This is a genomic window from Brevibacillus choshinensis (genome assembly GCF_016811915.1).
GTDB lineage: Bacteria > Bacillota > Bacilli > Brevibacillales > Brevibacillaceae > Brevibacillus > Brevibacillus choshinensis_A.
On record NZ_CP069127.1, the window covers coordinates 1,783,377 to 1,802,100 of the forward strand.

Genomic DNA, 18,724 nt, shown 5'->3' on the forward strand with positions numbered 1-18,724 from the left:
ATGAAAAAAGTACTGGTATTGGCAGAAGTTCGTGACGGACAACTTCGCAATGTGTCGCTGGAAGCTTTGGCTGCAGCACAGACATTGGCAGAAGGCGGAGAAGTGACAGCAGCCGTTTTTGGAACAAATGCTGCGCAGCTGGCAGTAACTCTCGGACAACATGGAGCGAGCACGGTTTATACCGCTGACCATAGCGCTCTTTCTCAATACACACCGGATGCTTTCACGCAGGCGTTGACCCAATTGATCGACCTGGCAAATCCGGATGCGATCGTTCTCGGTCATACCGCAATCGGCCGCGACGTCGCACCGCGAGTTGCTGCACGTCTGGGATATGGACTGATATCTGACGTGACCGGTTTGGAAGCGGGTCCTGTGTTCGTACGCCCCATCTACGCTGGAAAAGCTTTTCAACAACGTAAATTTGTTGATGGAAAAACTTTCGTTACTATACGACCAAACAATATCGCGATCGCAGAGGCGGATGCCTCCAAGACCGCTACGATTGTTCCGGTTGAACTGGAGATCAAAGACCTGCGTTCCATCGTGAAGGAAGTCGTGCGCAAAACCAGCGGCAAAGTGGATCTTTCCGAGGCGAAGGTGATCATTTCCGGCGGCCGCGGCGTGAAGAGTGCGGAAGGCTTCAAGACCTTGTATGAGCTGGCAGATGTACTGGGTGCTGCCGTAGGTGCATCACGAGGGGCGTGCGATGCAGACTATTGCGATTACTCCATGCAAATCGGGCAGACAGGGAAGGTAGTGACACCGGATCTGTACATCGCGTGCGGTATTTCCGGTGCTATCCAGCACTTGGCTGGGATGTCCAGCTCCAGAGTGATCGTGGCGATCAACAAAGACCCGGAAGCTCCTATCTTCCAGGTAGCCGATTACGGCATCGTCGGCGATTTGTTCGAAGTCGTACCGCTTCTGACTGCTGAATTCAAAAAAGTACTGGTATAGCCGCCAATAGGGATTGCACAAAAAAGCGTCGGTTCAGGCGCTTTTTTTGTTGCCGGTCACCGTTCGAAATAAGGCGGCATAAGACTGGATAGACTAATCGTGAAGTGCGCACAAAGTGTCCGGCGCCATAGTCATTTTCGGTATGGAATGATATACTGATGCGTGTGGAACCTTTTTCCGTAATTGAAAACAAGGAGGTAACTTCTCATGGCAATCGTAAATGGTACTGACCAAAACTTTTCCCAGGAAGTAGAGCAAGGCGGTACAGTCCTGGTTGACTTCTGGGCTCCATGGTGCGGCCCTTGCAAAATGATCGCTCCCGTTTTGGAACAAATGGATAGCGAAGTGGGCTCCAAGCTCAAAATCGTGAAAGTAAACGTGGATGACAACCCAGATTCTGCTGGTCGCTTCGGCGTAATGTCCATCCCTACCCTGATCGTTTTCAAAGACGGTCAGCCAGTTGACAAAGTCATCGGCTTCCAACCAAAAGAAGCTTTGATGGCAACTGTTGGCAAACACCTGTAAGAAAAAAGCAGCAAATGGGAAACGGCATCTACTTGTAGATGTCGTTTTTTAATGTGAGTAAAATGTTAAAAATATCCTTTTTTATGCTTTCGAAAGGCAAAAAGAAGCGTGATGGTGGCAGGAGGTACGTTTTGCGAAGAACCCAGAAACCCCAACAGGACAAGCAATATTCTGAACGATCGTTTGCCAAAAAACAAAGTTTAAAGAGAGAAAATTGTTTGCGTTTTCGTAATACATTGATTAAAATTCATATATTCAATTTTTTAGAAAGATTTATAAAAAATTAAGGGAGGATTTTCGATGAAAGGGTTCAGTCTTGTAAAGTCACTGGCAACAATTTCATTAGGTGCCGTATTGATGGTTGGCTGCTCAAGCGGTAACAATGCAGCGCCAGCAGCAAACGGAGGAGGTTCGGCTCCTGCACAGGCACCAGCAGCGGAAGCAGGCGGAGGAGAATTTACAGCACAGATCGGTGTGGTCGGGTTCTTGTCCGGTTCTGGCGCAGCTTACGGCGAAGCGCAAAAAGCAGGTCTGGAATTGGCTTTGGGCGAGCTGAACGAAGCGAACAAAGGCAAACTCAAGATGGAATTGAAGTTTGAAGATTCTGGCGGAGAAAAAGAAGGGGCCATTAACGCAGTAAATAAACTGATAAATCAGGATAATGTGGTAGCGATTATCGGACCGACTCTCTCTGGTGAAATGTTCGCAGCGGGTCCAGTTGCAAACGAAGCAGAAGTTCCGATCTTCGGCATCTCCAATACATCCGAGGGCATCAACGACATCGGGGAGTACGTATTCCGCAACTCTCTTCCTGAATCCATCGCAATCCCGACAGCGATGAAAGCAGCGGTCGAGAAAAAAGGAATCAAAAAGGTTGCTCTGATCTATGCAGCCAATGACGACTTCTCCGTTAACGGCTACAAAGTCATGAAGGCGACTGCGGAAAAAATGGGTCTGGAAATCACGGGCGAAGCGACTTTCTCCAATGGCGATGTTGACTTCTCCGCTCAGCTGACCAAGCTGAAGCAGACCAACCCGGATGCTCTTTTGGTATCTGCACTGTACAAAGAAGGCTCCATGGTCGTGAAAAAAGCCCGCGAGCTGGGCATCACGGCAACAATCCTGGGCGGAAATGGCTTCAACAACCCGAAAGTATTTGAAATCGCAGGTCCTGCAGCTGATGGTCTGATCGTAGCTACTCCTTTCAGCCCTGAAAAGCAAGACGAAAAAGTACAAGCCTTCGTAAAAGCGTTCGAAGCGAAATACAACAAAAAGCCTGACCAATTCGCAGCACAAGCGTACGACTCTCTCTACATCATGTCTCAATCCCTGCTGGGCGCTGGCAAAGCTGACCGTGAAGAACTGCGCGGCCAACTGGCACAGTTGAAAGACTTCGCTGGCGTATCCGGTAAGCTGTCCTTTGACGAGAAGCGCAATCCAATCGGTGATGCAGTCGTAGTCGTAGCAAAAGACGGCAAATTCGTACCATTCGAATAAGGGGAGGCTGCCCGGGGAATCCCGGGCTCTTCTTTCAGCTAATGAAGTAAGAAAACCACGTTCGTCATCAAGAAACGCATGTCCTAACCTCAAGAAAGGGCTCCGTCGATATGGCGGAGCCAAGTTTTCTAACTGGATCAGGAAGTATAAACACCGACGTTTTACTTGCTGATCCAGCCAGAATAACTTTCCGCAATCCAGCGGTCTGACCAGGACTTTAGGCGTGTGTCTCGAAAATGATGGAACCACTTTACAGTGAGGTGAGGCAGTTGTTTTGGCAGCAATTAGTCAATGGCTTGACAGTAGGTAGTACCTATTCATTGATCGCATTGGGCTATACGCTCATTTTCGGTGTCCTGGGCATCATCAACATGGCGCATGGACAGATCTTTATTTTCGGTTCGCTGGTAGGACTCGTCCTGATGACGAGCATGCAGATGCCGCTAGGAGTTGCACTGGTTGCATCTATCGTCATTTCTGCAATCCTGGGACTTATATTGGAATATGCGGCTTTGCGTCCCCTTCGCAAAAAGAACGTTCCCCACTTGGCGTCCTTGATCAGTACGATTGGTTTTGCCATTCTCGTCGAAGAGGCGATGCACAAAATCTTCGGTGCAGACTCTCGCGCATTTCCGCAATCCTTCGGTGACAAGACGTTTGATTTAGGCATCATTCAAGTACGCAGTGTGGATCTCATCATTCTCGGCATTTCACTGATCCTGATGTTTGTCCTGCACTTCTGGATTCAAAAGACCAAAATGGGGAAAGCGATTCGTGCCACTGCGGAAAATGCGGATACCGCCAATATCCTGGGGATCAACACGAACATGGTCATCATCGTTACCGTCATGCTGGCTTCTGCTCTCGGGGGCGTAGCGGGTATTCTGATCGGAATGGCGTACTCTGCATTGATTCCTACCATGGGGATGACTCTTGGATTCAAAGGGTTGGCTGTGCTGATTCTGGGTGGAGTCGGCAGCATTCCGGGGGCCATGGTATGTGGCGTACTGCTCGGGGTAATCGAGGTGTTCACGGTAGCGTACGGCGACTCCTCGTATCGGGACGCTGTCGCATTCGGCTTGATCATCATCATTTTGCTGCTGAAACCTGAAGGACTATTCGGACGAAAAGCGTAAGGAGGTGCACACGAGATGGATATATTGAATCCCTACAATTTACAAGTATTCACGTTTATTTTGCTAAACAGCATTCTTGCGATTAGTATCTATATCACACTCTCGACGGGCCAGCTCTCGTTGGGACATGCTGGATTTATGAGTATCGGAGCCTTCACGGCCAGTATTTTGTCCAAGCAAGCGGACATGCCGATGTTCATCGCAATCATCATCGGTGGACTGGCAGCCGGAATCGTCGCTTTGCTGATCGGAGCACCGACATTGAAGCTGCACGGATTGTATTTGGCCATTGCCACGCTCGGTTTTGGTGAAGTGATTCGCGTTATTTTGCTGAACATGAAAATTACGAACGGTGCACTGGGACTTACCGGTCTGCAGTCCATCGGGAACTATTTATATGATTTCGAAAAAGCGATGGGGTTGAAAGCTCAGTCGCTCGGTATCTCTGTCATCCAGATGAAGTCCTTGACGACATTCGTGTTTATGCTGCTGCTGTTTGCTGTTGTGCTGTTCCTGACTTTGCGTTTGAACCGCTCGAGACTGGGCCGTGCCTTTGAAGCGATCAAAGCGGACGAAACAGCTGCTCGCGCGATGGGATTGCAAGTGGCGTATTACAAGATGCTCGCCTTTATCATCGGCTCGGTACTGGCAGGGGTTTGCGGCGGATTGTATGCGCACATCACGACGACGATCACACCAGACGACTTTAACTATCACAAAGTCGTAGAGATTTTGTCCTATGCCGTTATCGGGGGAAGCGAAGTGGTTTGGGGTCCTCTGTTCGGTGCGCTTGTGCTGACGGCTCTGCCGGAGGTGCTGCGCGGATTGGCGGAGTACAAAATGCTGATGTACGGTTTGATCATGGTCGGCGTCATGGCATTCCGTCCACACGGCTTGATCGGTACGGATACGTTCCAAAAGCTTTTCCGCCGCCGCAAGGGCAAGCCGGGAAATGAAGCGAAGGAGGGAATGTGACGTGCTGTTAGAACTGAAGAATGTAGGCAAAAGCTTCGGTGGGATCACGGCCTTGCGTGACGTTTCCTTTGGTGTAAAGGAAGGCGAAATCGTCGGCTTGATCGGCCCGAACGGAGCTGGGAAAACGACCATTTTTAACATGGCAACGGGTATTTTTGCACCGACGACGGGCACTTTTTCGTTTGCAGGGCAGGAGTTGAACGGTGTCGCTCCAAACAAGATTACGGAAATGGGCGTTGCTCGGACGTTTCAGAACATTCGGCTCTTTGGGCACATGAGCGCGTTGGATAATGTCAAGATCGGCTGCCATTCCCGGATGAAGGCTGGCTTTTGGGCAGCTTTGCTCCGCACGCCGAGTCAACGAAAAGAAGAACGGGAAGTGGAGAAAAAGGCAGAGGCACTGCTTGAATTTGTAGGCTTGTCCGACGTGCGTGATGTCCGCTCCGATACGCTGGCATACGGTCAGCAGCGTCGCTTGGAAATTGCGCGAGCGCTCGCTACCGAGCCGAAGCTGCTCTTGCTGGACGAGCCTGCCGCAGGGATGATCGAAAGTGAAACGAAGTCCTTGACAGAGTTGGTCCGTAAAATTCGCGACAGCGGTATTACCGTGCTTTTGGTGGAGCACGACATGGGACTCGTCATGAACCTGTGCGATAAAGTCGTCTGCATCAACTTTGGCGTAAAGATTGCGGATGGAACGCCGGCAGAAGTGCAGACCAACCCGGACGTAATTGAGGCCTACCTCGGCAAGGAGGAGGAATAAGCATGCTGAGCATTCAAAACCTGACGACTTCCTACGGGCAGATCAAAGCGATTCGGGGAATTTCCCTGGAAGTGCCGGAGGGAAAAATCGTCTCCTTGATCGGAGCAAACGGCGCTGGGAAAACGACAACGATGAGAACCATTGCGGGTCAGCTGAAGCCGCAGGGCGGGAGCATCGTTTTCCGTGGACAAAAGATTGATGGCTCCAAGCCGCATCAGATCGTGAAGAGCGGTCTGGCGCTAGTTCCGGAAGGCCGTCAGATTCTCGGGAAAATGACGGTGCTGGAAAACCTGGAGATGGGCGCTTTCCAGCGGAACGACGCACAAGGCATTAAAGACGATATGGAAAAAATGATGAACTGGTTTCCGATATTGCGGGAACGCTTGTCTCAGCTCGGCGGAACCATGTCGGGGGGACAACAGCAGATGCTGGCGATCGCCCGTGCGTTGATGTCACGCCCGAAGCTGCTCCTTTTAGACGAGCCGTCCATGGGTCTCGCTCCGATTGTCGTATCGGATATTTTTAAAGTCATCAAAGAGATCAATGCGGAAGGCACGACGGTTCTGATCGTCGAGCAAAACGTCAAGCAGGCGTTGAAAATTGCCGATTACGGCTACGTTTTGGAAGCCGGGCAAATCGTACTCGATGGCACTGCCGAGTCGCTCTTGAATGACGAACGGGTCAAAGAAGCGTATTTGGGTGGCCGCAAGCATTAACCGAACCTGCATCGAAGAAACTGTCGCTCGTACCAATGGGCGGCAGTTTTTTTCATGTACGATCCGTGGTAACATGGATGAAGGAACGTATATTCTTATCTTTGAGAATAGGCAGTAGGAAGGATGCTATCAATCCCATGACAGATAAAATGTCCCGAGAGCAGAAGGAATTTCTCGTCCACCAGGTACAGCGCTTTTTTCACGAGCAGCGCGCGGAGGATTTGGGGAATCTGGAGGCGGAAGAGATGATTGAATTCTTTTGGAAGCAATTAGGACCCATCCTCTACAATCAGGGAGTCCAGGATTGCCGGAAGCTGATGACGGAGAGATTTGCTTCTCTGGAAGACGAACTGTACGTATTGGAAAAACCTACAGCCTCTCGTCGGTAAAATTACGAAAGATTATGAAGGCAAGGGAGGGAGCGGCACTGAACAGCTCCTTGAAAGATAAACTGGCTGTTTTGCCTGAGAAGCCGGGCTGCTACCTGATGAAAAACAAGAGCGGCGAAATCATCTACGTGGGAAAGGCAAAAGTGCTGAAAAACCGCGTCCGTTCTTATTTCACCGGCAGCCATGATGGAAAGACACAGCTGTTGGTCAGCGAGATCGTCGATTTTGAATATATCGTCGTCTCATCTGCGATCGAGGCGCTGGTCCTGGAGTGCAATCTGATCAAGCAGCACAATCCTCGCTACAATGTCATGCTGCGGGATGACAAGACCTATCCCTATATCAAGATTACGAATGAGGCTCAGCCTCGCCTCGAGATCACCCGCAAGGTCATTAAGGACAAGGCACGTTATTTCGGTCCGTATCCGAATGCAGGGGCAGCCTCCGAAGTGAAAAAACTGCTGGATCGGCTGTATCCGCTGCGCAAATGCCGCACGATGCCCAAGCAGGTTTGTCTGTATTACCACATGGGGCAATGTCTGGCGCCTTGTGTGGAGGAGGTATCTGCAGCTGAAAATCAGCGGCTTGTGGAAGAGATCAGCAAGTTTCTCGATGGCGGCCACGAGGAAATGAAGAAGCAGCTGACGGAGAAAATGATGCAAGCGGCCGAAAGCATGGAGTTTGAGCGTGCCAAAGAGTACCGCGACCAGATCAAAAATATCGAAGCGGTGATGGAAAAGCAAAAAGTCACGCTGACCGATACGGTAGACAGGGACATCATCGGCTATGCCGTAGAAAAAGGCTGGATGTGCGTCCAGGTCTTTTACATGCGCCAGGGCAAAATGATCGAGCGGGATACCACATCGTTCCCGTATTACGGCGATGAAGACGAGGATTTCATGTCGTACGTGAGTCAATTTTACTACGACAAGCAAAACGCGCTCCCAAAGGAAGTCTTGCTGCCTGAGCAGAGTGACACGGAGCTGCTGGGAGAGTGGCTGGGGATCAAGGTGCTTGCGCCGAAGCGAAGCAAAAAGCGGGAGCTAGTGCAGATGGCCTCGGAGAATGCCCGCATTGCCCTGCAGGAAAAGTTCGCGCTGATGTCCAAGGACGATGCACGCACCGTTCAGGCTGTCCACAATCTGGGGCATATTCTCGGGATCGGCACACCGAATCGAATCGAGGCGTTTGACAACTCGAATATCCAGGGGACGGAGCCTGTATCGGCGATGATTGTCTTTACCGATGGAAGGCCCGATAAAAAGGAATACCGCAAATTTAAAATCAAGACAGTGGAAGGGCCGGATGATTACGGCTCGATGCGGGAAGTCATTCGACGCCGTTATTCGCGGCTGCTCAAAGAAAATGGGACCATGCCCGACCTGATCGTCATCGACGGCGGAAAGGGCCAAATCAGCGCGGCTATGGACGTGCTGGAGAACGAGCTGGGTCTATTTATCCCTGTCTGCGGTCTCGCCAAGGATGAGAAGCATAGAACCGCCCAGCTCATGTTTGGAGACCCTCCGGAGCCGATCGAGCTGAAAAGGGACAGCTATGAATTCTACCTCCTGCAGCGTGTCCAGGATGAGGTGCACCGGTTTGCGATCACATTCCACCGCCAGTCTCGCACGAAGACCATGCTGTCCTCGCAGCTCGACGAGATTCCGGGCATCGGGGAAAAGCGCCGCAAGCTGTTGTTTACGCACTTTGGTTCCTTGAAAAAAATGCGGGAAGCGACGGTTGAAGATTTCCGGCAGCTGGGGATCGGCGACAAGCTGGCCAAGGAGATTATTTCCCACTTGCGCAAGCTGGAATCCTGAAGCTTGGAAAAAGTCATTGAACCACTCGCTGGTCCATGTTATAATCCGATTCAAACAGAATAGTTAGCCTCACTTCCATGATGGAGTGAGGTAGAGGCGCGAAAACCAAGAGTACCTCCCTGAGATCGGGAATCTGTGAAGGGTATGGGAAAGGGGAATTCGCCGAAGTGTGGAGGAAAACCCGATTTTCTTCATGCTGGGTCTGCGTTGAACAAACGCAGGACTGTCATCTGCGCAATCACCAGTTGCCAGATGGAGTGCTATCTCACGGTGTGTCAGTGTGAGTCATGACGGTTGGTTTTGTCATGCTGTGCGCTGTCCGTGTGTATTGGAAGGGAGGAACCGGGATGTCGAAACAATAGGCAGCGGCGGGGACTATTCCTTGTCGGTGCCTTTTCTTATACCATACACGAAGACCGAATGAACATAGAGAAAAATGAAAACCATACGAGTACAGGATAAAACCACCAATGAATTGGATAAAAGGAAAAGGGAGAGAAGCCGCATGGGGTTGATCGTGCAGAAATACGGAGGCACTTCCGTTGGTACCATTGAGCGAATTTTGCGAGTTGCGGACCGAATTATCAGCTACAAAGAAGAAGGACATGATGTAGTCGTAGTCGTCTCGGCCATGGGCAAATCGACAGACGTGCTGGTCGACATGGCCAAGCAGATTACGGCCTACCCATCGGAGCGGGAGATGGATATGCTGCTGACCACGGGGGAGCAGGTATCGATCGCGCTATTGTCGATGGCGCTGCACACAAAAGGCTACGATGCCATCTCCTTGACGGGCTGGCAGGCAGGTGTGACGACTGAAGACATCCACGGCAGAGCGCGGATCCAGCAAATCAACACCGAACGCATTCAAGCGGAATTGGGTCGAGGCCGTGTGGTGATCGTGGCAGGTTTTCAAGGCATCAGTGCCGAAGGAGAAATCACCACATTGGGGCGCGGCGGCTCGGATACGTCCGCAGTCGCACTGGCAGCGAGCCTGAATGCCGAGAAATGTGAGATTTTCACAGATGTATCCGGTGTGTATACCGCAGATCCGCGGGTCGTTCCTGCCGCAAGCAAGCTGGACAGCATTTCCTACGATGAGATGCTGGAGCTGGCGAACCTCGGAGCAGGCGTCTTGCATCCGCGGTCGGTAGAAGCCGCCAAAAAATACAAAGTACGGCTGGTGGTCCGCTCCAGCTTTACTGCTGAAGATGGTACGTACGTAGAGGAGGTTGCCAACATGGAAACAGGAAGAGTGGTAAGTGGAGTCGCGCATGATGAAGATGTATCAAAAGTAACCGTAGTCGGGATGCCTGCAAAAGTAGGGACACTCTCTCGCCTTTTCAATACGCTGGCTGACAACCAGGTCAATGTGGACATCATCATTCAGAGCTCTTACGATGCAGCGGAGACAAACATTTCCTTCACAGTCGCATCCGCTGACCTGAAAAAGGCTTTGGACACTCTTGCAGCGAACCAAGAGACGCTTGGCTTTGAAAAAGTGGATCATGAAGAAGGCTTGACCAAAGTATCGATCGTCGGCTCCGGCATGGTGAACAACCCGGGTGTCGCCGCGGAAATGTTCCGCGTTTTGGCTGAACAAGAAATTTCCATTAAAATGGTGTCCACTTCCGATATCAAGGTTTCTTGCGTGATTCCTGCCCATTTGACTGAGCTGGCGGTTCGCAGCCTGCATACCGCTTATGGCTTGGACGTGGCTGAAACCGCAGTCGTGCATGGTCTGTAGTAGAATAGACTCGTCTGTTTATTCTTCAACCACTCCCCTCTTCCCCAGCGAGGAAGAGGGGTTCTCCATGTCTGCCGCGGGGTTATCCATGTCTGCCGCGGGGTTATCCATGACTGGCGATAATCCGGATGTCACTTTTCCCTTCCAGCACGAGCTCGGCGGTTGTTTCTTGTCCTCTCCACCGCTCGATTGCTCCAGCGATGATTCCGCATTCTAATGAAAGGGAACGACTGAGCCGTTGGTCGGTCATGTAGGGAAAGATCGCATGGGAGAGTTTATAGTGAATGCGCAGCTTTGTCTCTTCGATGAGGTCCAATTGCCCAAGGCCGAGCCGCATGAAAGGCAGGACAATTCCGGCAGATGACTGGATCGGTATCTTCTCGCCGATTTCTTTTCCCAGCCAATAGAGGATTGGACTCTCACTATCACCTAGCAAGTGGTTTGTCAGCGTCTCTCGCAAAAGGTGATAGCCGAGGTATGGCATGTTCATCCGTTCCGCATAGGCAATCGCTTGCTGCGGCAGCAAGGCGGACAGTTGATCCGTCTCTTTCATTGTGTTCCCCTCCTGTCTGTACTAGATTATGAGGAAGCGCTATTGGTTATGACGGAATAGTAGGAAAATATCGGCTTTAGGAAAGTTTGATCTATCAATGGATTTAGTCTATTCACTGTCTTGACGCTCCCCGAGTACAGGAGTACAATTGTTTTGGTCAAAGTTTTGCCCGACTTTTTTCCGTGTTCTGACACGTTTCGACGCTAATAGACATTTTGGTGGAGAGAACCATGCATGTCTAATGGACGGGGCAATGGGTTAGGATATGGGAGAGGTCTATCAAAACGGTCACGACCGTTTTGACGACCGCTTGCGGTCACATTAAATTTTCATGAAAAACGTCGAGACGTTTTTCACAGAATCGAGCGTTACATACATTGAAAGGGGGACCATAGTATGGCGAAAGGCAATAGCTTTCTCAGTCACAAGCTGCATTCACTTCTTGGATTGTTTCCAATCGGGCTGTTTCTGCTGTTCCACTTGACAGCAAACTATCAAGCAACCCGTGGAGCGGAAGCCTTCAACACTACGGTCGGCGCAATTGAATCCGTTCCTATTCTACTAGTAGTTGAATTCGTTTTCATCTACATCCCGATCCTGTTTCACGCGATTTACGGTATCTACATTGCTTTCCAAGCGAAGCAAAATGTAGGGAACTTCGGCTACTTCCGGAACCATATGTTCCTGTGGCAACGGGTAACAGGTATCATTACGCTCATTTTCATTGTTTGGCACGTATGGGAAACCCGCATTGCGAAAGCGATGGGAGCAACTGTTGACTTCGACATGATGGCGAACATCTTCAGCAGCCCTGCGATGATCGTGTTCTATACGATTGGGATCATCAGCACTGTTTTCCACTTCTCCAACGGTATCTGGTCGTTCCTGGTTCACTGGGGAATTACAGTCGGACCACGTTCCCAACGTATCGCTACTTACTTCACATTGATCGTTTTCGTAGTTGTGACTTACATCGGCTTGCGTGCGATGTCAGCTTTCATTGTATAGGGATAGGGGGACTTCACTATGGCAAAAGGTAAACTAATCATTGTCGGTGGTGGTTTGGCCGGCTTGATGGCTACCATCAAAGCAGCAGAAAAAGGCGTTCCCGTCCAGCTATTCTCCCTGGTTCCGGTGAAACGGTCTCACTCTGTCTGTGCCCAAGGCGGTATTAACGGCGCTGTAAATACGAAAGGGGAAGGCGACTCCACCTGGATTCACTTCGACGACACCGTATACGGCGGCGACTTCCTGGCGAACCAACCGCCAGTAAAAGCTATGTGTGACGCAGCACCTGGCATCATCTACATGCTGGACCGCATGGGTGTTATGTTCAACCGTACACCTGAGGGTCTCTTGGACTTCCGTCGTTTCGGGGGAACGCAGCACCACCGTACAGCGTTTGCCGGTGCGACCACTGGCCAACAGCTCCTGTACGCTTTGGACGAACAAGTACGTCGTTACGAAGCAGAAGGACTGGTTACCAAGTATGAATATTGGGATTTCCTCGGAGCCGTTTTGGACGATACCGGTACCTGTAAAGGGATCACGGCGCAAAACATGCGTTCCGGCGAAATTCAATCCTTCCGCGCAGATGCCGTCATCCTGGCGACTGGCGGACCTGGTATCATCTTCGGTAAATCGACCAACTCGATTATCAACACAGGTACAGCAGCATCTGCGGCTTACCAGCAAGGCGTAATCTACGCGAACGGCGAAATGATCCAAATTCACCCGACTGCGATCCCAGGCGACGACAAGCTGCGCCTGATGTCCGAGTCTGCTCGTGGTGAAGGTGGACGCGTATGGACATACAAAGACGGTAAACCTTGGTACTTCCTGGAGGAAAAATATCCAGCGTATGGTAACCTGGTGCCTCGTGACATCGCAACACGTGAAATCTTCAGTGTGTGCGTAGACATGAAGCTGGGTGTAAACGGCGAAAATACAGTTTACCTCGACCTGTCTCACAAAGATCCAAAAGAGCTCGATGTCAAGTTGGGCGGAATCATCGAGATCTACGAGAAATTCGTAGGGGATGACCCACGTAAAGTTCCAATGAAAATCTTCCCTGCTGTTCACTACTCGATGGGCGGTATGTGGGTAGATTACAACCAAATGACCAACATCCCTGGTCTGTTCGCTGCAGGTGAGTGCGATTATTCCCAACACGGTGCAAACCGCCTGGGTGCAAACTCCCTCCTGTCTGCGATCTTCGGCGGTATGGTAGCAGGGCCAAAAGCAATCGAATACATCGAAGGTCTGAAGCAATCCGCGGATGATCTGTCCTCGACGCTCTATGATGGTTTCACCAGCCAAGAGCAAGCGAAATACGACAACATCCGGAAAATGGATGGTACCGAAAATGCTTACCTGATCCACAAAGAGCTGGGTGAGTGGATGACGGACAACGTAACCGTTGTTCGTTACAACGATCGTCTGCAAAAAACAGACGACAAAATCCAAGAGTTGATGGAGCGCTACAAAAAAATCAACATCAACGATACAAACAAATTCAGCAACGCGGGAGCTTCGTTCACTCGTCACCTGTGGAACATGCTGGTCCTGTCCCGTGCCATCACGATCGGCGCGCTCAAGCGTGACGAGAGCCGCGGTGCGCACTACAAACCAGATTTCCCTGAGCGCGATGACGAGAACTTCATGAAGACAACCATGGCGAAGTTCAATGCAGAAACGACTGCGCCAGAGATCTACTACGAAGAAATCGACGTTTCCCTGATCGCTCCACGTAAGCGTGACTATACGACAAAGCATTAATAGATAGGAGGTAACTGATCATGGCAGAAAAATTAGTACATCTGATTATTACTCGTCAAGATAGCCCTGACAGCACTCCGTACAAGGAAGAGTTCAAAATTCCTTACCGTCCGAACATGAACGTCATCGGGGCGCTGATGGAAATTCAGCGTAATCCTTTGACTGCACAAGGTCAAAAAACGGCTCCGGTAAACTGGGAATCGAACTGCCTGGAAGAAGTATGTGGTGCGTGCTCGATGGTCATCAACGGAAGACCACGTCAAGCTTGCTCTGCGTTGATCGATAAACTCGAACAGCCGATTCGTCTCGAACCTATGAGCACTTTCCCGGTGCAGCGCGACTTGTCCGTTGACCGTAGCCGTATGTTCGACGCACTCAAGCGTGTAAAAGCATGGATCCCAATCGATGGTACGCATGACCTCGGTCCTGGTCCTCGCATGCCTGAGGTAGATCGCCAATGGGCGTACGAGCTGTCCAAGTGCATGACTTGCGGTGTATGTCTGGAAGCATGCCCGAACGTAAATGCGAAATCCGAATTTATCGGTCCTTTCGCGATTTCCCAAGTTCGTTTGTTCAACGAGCATCCAACTGGTAAAATGAACAGACATGAGCGTCTGGATGCATTGATGGGAGACGGCGGTATCGGCGATTGCGGTAACTCGCAAAACTGCGTACAGGCTTGCCCGAAAGGCATTCCACTCACTACTTCCATCGCTCACATGAACAAAGAAACAACCAAACATGCTGTGAAGAAGTTCTTCTTCTCCTAATCGCATGGATAAAGAAGCGTGCAATCCCACTCAGGGTTGCACGCTTTTTTGCTTTTGCAAAAGGATGGGCTGCTGTTGCTTGTTCAGGGCAAAAGAGACGAGGCCAAGGCTTGCACCAATGACGAGCGACAGCGCAGATCCCCACGGATTATAGGCAACGGTAGAAGTGGAATGGATGAGCACGCCTCCAATCGCAGCGCCGCTCGCCAGTCCGAGCTGGATAAAGGAGGTGTTCACGCTGAGCAGCAGTTCTGCCGATGGAGGCGATAGCTGTATGAGAGAGGTCTGCACGGCTGGAGATAGGAAGAAGAGACCTCCCATCATGAGAGCGAGCAACGCGATAGCGACGACAGGTGTGACAGTGACGAGCGGGAGCAGGGTGAGAGCAAGAACAAGAACGAGCATGGAGAAAACGATGATGCGCTTGCTGCCCCACTTGTCAGTGGCATGCCCGCCGATTCGTGAACCTGCGATGCCGAATAGACCGAAAATAAACATGATCACGCTGGTTTGGGATACGCCGAAATGCAATATTTCGACCAGATAAGGCGTCACATACGAATTCAGGATGGAAATGCCCGACTCCCGAAAATAGGTGAACAGGAAGGTCAGCAGCAGAATGGGATGTGTCAGAAGCTGCAGCTGCCGCTTGAACGAGACAGGGGGGCTTCCCTCCATGCGAGGTAGGAACCGAAACAGTCCTAGCAGTAGGAAGAAGCCGGCTATCGCGAGCAAGAGAAAGGTGAGCTTCCAGTTCATCCAGCCGGAAAGTGTGATGCCAAGTGGGATTCCAAGCACGATGGCTGTGCTGAATCCGAGGATCAGTGTCCCGATGGCACTGCCGATTTTATCTGGAGCGACGAGCCGTGAAACGGTACTGAAAGAAACGACGAGAAACACCCCGGCGCTCACTCCTGTCAAGATACGGGAACCGATCAGCACGAGAAACTGAGAGCACCACAGTGCAAACAAGCAGCCGAAAATGAATGCGAGCAGGGAGCCAATAAGGAGCTTCTTTCGTTCCATCCGCGAGGTCAGGGTGACGACAATGGGCGTGCCAATCGCGTAAGCAAGTGAAAAAGCCGTGATAAGCTGACCCGCCAGCGCCACTGAAAGCTGCAAATCGTCTGCAATGATTGGCAGGATGCCCCCGACGATAAGCTCGGAAGTAGCGGTCAAAAATACACCGATTGTGAGTAAATACAAGATCGTGCAGTTCATGGATACCTTCCTTCCGATTGCCTCCCCTATGCCCTTTTTGGGGAGGGGAACGCGATGTGCTGTTGATGATTGACAGTATAAAACGCTTCCTAACATAATGTAAGGAGGCAAATTAATTGGATATTGTCCTGATAATTTGACTAACTAACTTTTAGTTAGTGAAATGGGGTGGCTAACGTGGCGCAAAGTCTGTCAGTGAAAGGCACAGGCGGGGAGGATGAATCTGGAAATTCGGGGATTTGTGATGTTCTGCGGATTCTCGGGGCAAAATGGGCCTTTCTCGTACTTGACGAACTGATGGAAGGACCGCAACGATTTAATGAATTGAAGCGACGAGTCTCCATCATCAAGACCCAATCGCTTACCGATACCCTTCGCCACCTGGAGCAAAATGGTCTCGTTCACAGAGAAGTCTTTCCGACCGTTCCGGTTACGGTGCAGTATTCGTTGACCGAGAAGGGAAGCGACTTTCAGGCAGCGTTGAGAGAGATGGAGAAGTGGGCACAAAAATGGGGAAGCAAGGAGTAAGCATGAAAAAGCCAGCGGCTCACATCGAGCGGCTGGCTTTTCTTTGTCATTAGGCTTCAATTTCCTGTGTTTCTTGTTTTTTAGCAGGCTTGCTGATGGAGATTTTTCCGAGGAAAAACGTGCACACCGCCCCGATCAGTACGAAGACCATGCCGTACATGAACACATGGTGCAAGGACTCTACCATGGAAGTCTTCAGGATCGGCAAGAGCGTATCGCGAATCGCTGCTGGAATCTGTGCGAGTGTCTCCGGACTGTACAGCATCGAATATAGCCCTTGGGGATTCGTAGCGATCATGCCTTCCATCTGATCTACCATCTCATGCGATTGTTCGGGAAGCTTCTCCAGAAACGGTACGAGCTTTGTGCCGAGCAGGCCGCTGGATTGCACATTCATGACGGCTCCAAGGATCGTCATCCCGAAAGTCCCGCCGATCTGACGGAAAAATTGGCTGGAGGAGGTGACGACACCGAGCTCGGATTTCGGAAAGGATTCCTGCAGGGCAATGGTGATCAATGGCATCACAAGCCCCATTCCGAGACCGAGGACAACCATGTAGGTCATCGCGCTAAGCTTCGTCGTATCCATTCCCATGCCTGAAAGCAGCCAGAATCCGACGCTCATGGCGAGCATCCCGATCAGCATTTGTGTACGCAGCCCGAGCTTGTGCACCAATCGTCCGCCAAAAATGCTGGTCAGCATCATGGACAGCATCATGGGGATCATCACGGTACCGGACTCCGATGCGCTAATGCCGATTACCCCTTGCATGAACAGGGGAACAAACATGATCGCACCGAACATTCCGACTGACATCAGGAAGCCGATCCCTGACAGCAGAGAGAACGTCTTGTTTTTAAACAGGCGCAAGGGCAGGATCGGTTCACTGACTTTGGATTCAATCAGGATGAAGCTGGTCAAGAAGATGATCGCGGCTGCAAACAGCGAAAGAATCTGCCAGGATCCCCACGGATAATCCTTTCCTCCGAACGTGAGACCGAGCAGGAGACTAACGACCCCGGCGACCATGGTGAACATGCCCCAGATATCGATTTTGACTGGGCCAGTCGCTTTGTAGCTTCTCAAGGCAACGGAAATCAAAACCGTAGCGAGGATCCCTACCGGCAGATTGATGTAGAATACCCAACGCCAGTTGAGGGAGTCGACGATCCAGCCGCCGACCTGAGGACCCACAATCGAGGAGAGTCCAAAAATGGCGCCAAACACGCCTTGCCATTTGGCACGCTGCTCTCCGGTAAACACATCCCCGATGATAATCATCGCCATTGGCATCATGATCCCCCCGCCAATCCCTTGCAGGGCGCGGAAGAAAATCAATTGGTTCATCGTTTGGGCCATACCGCAAAGCATGGACCCTATCATGAAAATGATCAGCCCTGTCACATAGACTGATTTTCGTCCGATCATATCAGCGAGCTTACCGGCGATCGGCACAACGGTAGTCGAGGTCAGCATATAGGCGGTGGTGAGCCAAGTCATGACTCCGAGTCCGCCGAGTTCACCGACGATGCGGGGCATTGCAGTCCCGACAATCGTTCCATCTAAAGCGGCAAAGAGCATGGCCACGAGTAAGCCAGTAATCAATAACCCTCGGTTTTTCATTTGTTCTTCCAATTTCTTTCACTCCTACTCATGTTAGAAAAGCTTCTCGTTGTTTGGATGAAGGGATTGGGACAGTAACAAACGCAGCACAGGATGTAAGCGAGCTATTCTTTTTTCGGTGGAGGAGCCACCCGTGCGAGCTTTTCAAAGACATGGATCATGCTTTCGAGCTCTTCATAAGTCAGATGAGACAAGTAATGCTGTAAAATTCCCTGCCTGTGTTTTTTCACCTGCTTCAAGGTGTCGCGACCGAACTCAGTGAGTCGAATGTGAACGACCCGGCGATCTGTGTCATCTCTGTCACGAAGGACAAATTCGTGCTTATCCAATCGGTCGATCATCGCCGTAATGGCACTCGGTTTGACTGCCATGGAATCTGCCAATTCTCCGACCGTACATTTTCCTTTCAGATCAAGCTGGTGAAGAATGTAAAACTGGGGCCCTGTCAATCCTAAGACGGGCTCGGACAATTGTGGGCCCAGGACTCGCATGGTAGACCGAACCGCCTCCTGCAGGCGCTCCACGGCTTGGGTGGTATCGAGTTGCATAGCCTCAGCTCCTAATCGATTTCCTACATACATTTTCTCGCCCTAATATTTCACGAATAAAATATTTAACGTCATTAAATATATACAGAAACGAATGGCTTGTCAACCACACATTTTCACTTTGGAGAATACCTTCGGGGTTCCCAGTGAAAACTTATATACAATGGAAGCTTT

At 50.8% G+C, this 18,724-nt stretch carries 18 protein-coding genes and 1 riboswitch; of the genes, 14 read left to right on the plus strand and 4 right to left on the minus strand.

Translation table 11 applies throughout. The features are described from left to right. The 10 genes from JNE38_RS09210 to JNE38_RS09255 all read left to right on the plus strand — a co-directional run bounded on the left by JNE38_RS09210 (position 1) and on the right by JNE38_RS09255 (position 10,528). Positions 1 to 960, plus strand: coding sequence for an electron transfer flavoprotein subunit alpha/FixB family protein (locus JNE38_RS09210; protein ID WP_203356283.1), 960 nt, complete (start codon positions 1 to 3; stop codon positions 958 to 960). Positions 961 to 1,167: 207 nt separating this feature from the next. Next, positions 1,168 to 1,485 carry a thioredoxin gene (gene trxA / locus JNE38_RS09215; RefSeq protein ID WP_203356284.1) on the plus strand — a complete coding sequence of 106 codons (318 nt, stop codon included), beginning with the start codon at positions 1,168 to 1,170 and terminating at the stop codon, positions 1,483 to 1,485. 300 nt (positions 1,486 to 1,785) lie between these two features. After that, positions 1,786 to 2,982, plus strand: coding sequence for an ABC transporter substrate-binding protein (locus JNE38_RS09220; RefSeq protein ID WP_203356285.1), 1,197 nt, complete (start codon positions 1,786 to 1,788; stop codon positions 2,980 to 2,982). Positions 2,983 to 3,251: 269 nt separating this feature from the next. Continuing rightward, the gene (locus tag JNE38_RS09225) at positions 3,252 to 4,118 is read left to right on the plus strand and encodes a branched-chain amino acid ABC transporter permease (RefSeq protein ID WP_203357476.1); all 867 of its coding nucleotides are present in this window, start codon (positions 3,252 to 3,254) and stop codon (positions 4,116 to 4,118) included. A 15-nt stretch (positions 4,119 to 4,133) separates the two neighbouring features. Continuing rightward, on the plus strand, positions 4,134 to 5,093 hold the full coding sequence (locus JNE38_RS09230) for a branched-chain amino acid ABC transporter permease (RefSeq protein WP_203356286.1): 960 nt from the start codon (positions 4,134 to 4,136) through the stop codon (positions 5,091 to 5,093). 1 nt (position 5,094) lies between these two features. Continuing rightward, entirely contained in the window at positions 5,095 to 5,856 is a 762-nt protein-coding gene (locus JNE38_RS09235) for an ABC transporter ATP-binding protein (protein ID WP_203356287.1), read from the plus strand. A gap of 2 nt (positions 5,857 to 5,858) precedes the next feature. Further along, on the plus strand, positions 5,859 to 6,572 hold the full coding sequence (locus tag JNE38_RS09240) for an ABC transporter ATP-binding protein (RefSeq protein ID WP_203356288.1): 714 nt from the start codon (positions 5,859 to 5,861) through the stop codon (positions 6,570 to 6,572). Positions 6,573 to 6,709: 137 nt separating this feature from the next. Continuing rightward, positions 6,710 to 6,961: a DUF2164 domain-containing protein gene (locus JNE38_RS09245; RefSeq protein ID WP_203356289.1), complete on the plus strand. Its 252-nt coding sequence runs from the start codon at positions 6,710 to 6,712 to the stop codon at positions 6,959 to 6,961. Positions 6,962 to 6,999: 38 nt separating this feature from the next. Continuing rightward, positions 7,000 to 8,781 carry an excinuclease ABC subunit UvrC gene (uvrC, locus tag JNE38_RS09250; protein ID WP_203357477.1) on the plus strand — a complete coding sequence of 594 codons (1,782 nt, stop codon included), beginning with the start codon at positions 7,000 to 7,002 and terminating at the stop codon, positions 8,779 to 8,781. An 83-nt stretch (positions 8,782 to 8,864) separates the two neighbouring features. Next, a riboswitch (Lysine riboswitch) is annotated at positions 8,865 to 9,052 on the plus strand. Between the two features lie 234 nt (positions 9,053 to 9,286). Then, positions 9,287 to 10,528, plus strand: coding sequence for an aspartate kinase (locus JNE38_RS09255; protein ID WP_203356290.1), 1,242 nt, complete (start codon positions 9,287 to 9,289; stop codon positions 10,526 to 10,528). Between the two features lie 103 nt (positions 10,529 to 10,631). Here JNE38_RS09255 and JNE38_RS09260 read toward each other — a convergent pair whose 3' ends face one another. Next, complete coding sequence (locus JNE38_RS09260; protein ID WP_203356291.1) at positions 10,632 to 11,081, minus strand: DUF2507 domain-containing protein; 450 nt, start codon at positions 11,079 to 11,081, stop codon at positions 10,632 to 10,634. 396 nt (positions 11,082 to 11,477) lie between these two features. Here JNE38_RS09260 and JNE38_RS09265 point away from each other — a divergent pair, with 396 nt between their 5' ends. Genes JNE38_RS09265 through sdhB form a run of 3 tightly spaced genes read left to right on the plus strand, consistent with a single transcriptional unit; the run spans position 11,478 to position 14,629 of the window. Next, positions 11,478 to 12,089, plus strand: a complete 612-nt coding sequence (locus JNE38_RS09265) for a succinate dehydrogenase cytochrome b558 subunit (protein WP_203356292.1) — start codon at positions 11,478 to 11,480, stop codon at positions 12,087 to 12,089. Between the two features lie 18 nt (positions 12,090 to 12,107). Next, positions 12,108 to 13,859: a succinate dehydrogenase flavoprotein subunit gene (sdhA, locus tag JNE38_RS09270; protein ID WP_203356293.1), complete on the plus strand. Its 1,752-nt coding sequence runs from the start codon at positions 12,108 to 12,110 to the stop codon at positions 13,857 to 13,859. A 20-nt stretch (positions 13,860 to 13,879) separates the two neighbouring features. Continuing rightward, the gene (sdhB, locus tag JNE38_RS09275; protein ID WP_203356294.1) at positions 13,880 to 14,629 is read left to right on the plus strand and encodes a succinate dehydrogenase iron-sulfur subunit; all 750 of its coding nucleotides are present in this window, start codon (positions 13,880 to 13,882) and stop codon (positions 14,627 to 14,629) included. Positions 14,630 to 14,659: 30 nt separating this feature from the next. On the opposite strand, the gene JNE38_RS09280 is transcribed toward sdhB, so the two are convergent. Next, on the minus strand, positions 14,660 to 15,850 hold the full coding sequence (locus JNE38_RS09280) for an MFS transporter (RefSeq protein ID WP_203356295.1): 1,191 nt from the start codon (positions 15,848 to 15,850) through the stop codon (positions 14,660 to 14,662). Between the two features lie 177 nt (positions 15,851 to 16,027). On the opposite strand from JNE38_RS09280, the gene JNE38_RS09285 reads away from it, so the two are divergent. Further along, positions 16,028 to 16,378, plus strand: a complete 351-nt coding sequence (locus JNE38_RS09285) for a winged helix-turn-helix transcriptional regulator (protein ID WP_238933599.1) — start codon at positions 16,028 to 16,030, stop codon at positions 16,376 to 16,378. Between the two features lie 49 nt (positions 16,379 to 16,427). Here the strand turns inward: JNE38_RS09285 and JNE38_RS09290 are convergent, their stop codons facing one another. After that, positions 16,428 to 18,014, minus strand: coding sequence for an MDR family MFS transporter (locus JNE38_RS09290; protein ID WP_203356296.1), 1,587 nt, complete (start codon positions 18,012 to 18,014; stop codon positions 16,428 to 16,430). A 92-nt stretch (positions 18,015 to 18,106) separates the two neighbouring features. Next, the gene (locus JNE38_RS09295) at positions 18,107 to 18,550 is read right to left on the minus strand and encodes a MarR family winged helix-turn-helix transcriptional regulator (RefSeq protein WP_203356297.1); all 444 of its coding nucleotides are present in this window, start codon (positions 18,548 to 18,550) and stop codon (positions 18,107 to 18,109) included. Positions 18,551 to 18,724 lie beyond the last annotated feature (174 nt).

Bases quoted from the DNA above. Each gene is read 5' to 3' on its own strand.
- JNE38_RS09295 (WP_203356297.1), bottom strand. From the start codon at position 18,550: ATGCAACTCGATACCACCCAAGCCGTGGAGCGCCTGCAGGAGGCGGTT.
- JNE38_RS09280 (WP_203356295.1), bottom strand. From the start codon at position 15,850: ATGAACTGCACGATCTTGTATTTACTCACAATCGGTGTATTTTTGACC.
- JNE38_RS09240 (WP_203356288.1), top strand. From the start codon at position 5,859: ATGCTGAGCATTCAAAACCTGACGACTTCCTACGGGCAGATCAAAGCG.
- sdhA (WP_203356293.1), top strand. From the start codon at position 12,108: ATGGCAAAAGGTAAACTAATCATTGTCGGTGGTGGTTTGGCCGGCTTG.
- JNE38_RS09245 (WP_203356289.1), top strand. From the start codon at position 6,710: ATGACAGATAAAATGTCCCGAGAGCAGAAGGAATTTCTCGTCCACCAG.
- JNE38_RS09260 (WP_203356291.1), bottom strand. From the start codon at position 11,081: ATGAAAGAGACGGATCAACTGTCCGCCTTGCTGCCGCAGCAAGCGATT.
- JNE38_RS09255 (WP_203356290.1), top strand. From the start codon at position 9,287: ATGGGGTTGATCGTGCAGAAATACGGAGGCACTTCCGTTGGTACCATT.
- sdhB (WP_203356294.1), top strand. From the start codon at position 13,880: ATGGCAGAAAAATTAGTACATCTGATTATTACTCGTCAAGATAGCCCT.
- trxA (WP_203356284.1), top strand. From the start codon at position 1,168: ATGGCAATCGTAAATGGTACTGACCAAAACTTTTCCCAGGAAGTAGAG.
- JNE38_RS09265 (WP_203356292.1), top strand. From the start codon at position 11,478: ATGGCGAAAGGCAATAGCTTTCTCAGTCACAAGCTGCATTCACTTCTT.
- JNE38_RS09210 (WP_203356283.1), top strand. From the start codon at position 1: ATGAAAAAAGTACTGGTATTGGCAGAAGTTCGTGACGGACAACTTCGC.
- JNE38_RS09230 (WP_203356286.1), top strand. From the start codon at position 4,134: ATGGATATATTGAATCCCTACAATTTACAAGTATTCACGTTTATTTTG.
- JNE38_RS09220 (WP_203356285.1), top strand. From the start codon at position 1,786: ATGAAAGGGTTCAGTCTTGTAAAGTCACTGGCAACAATTTCATTAGGT.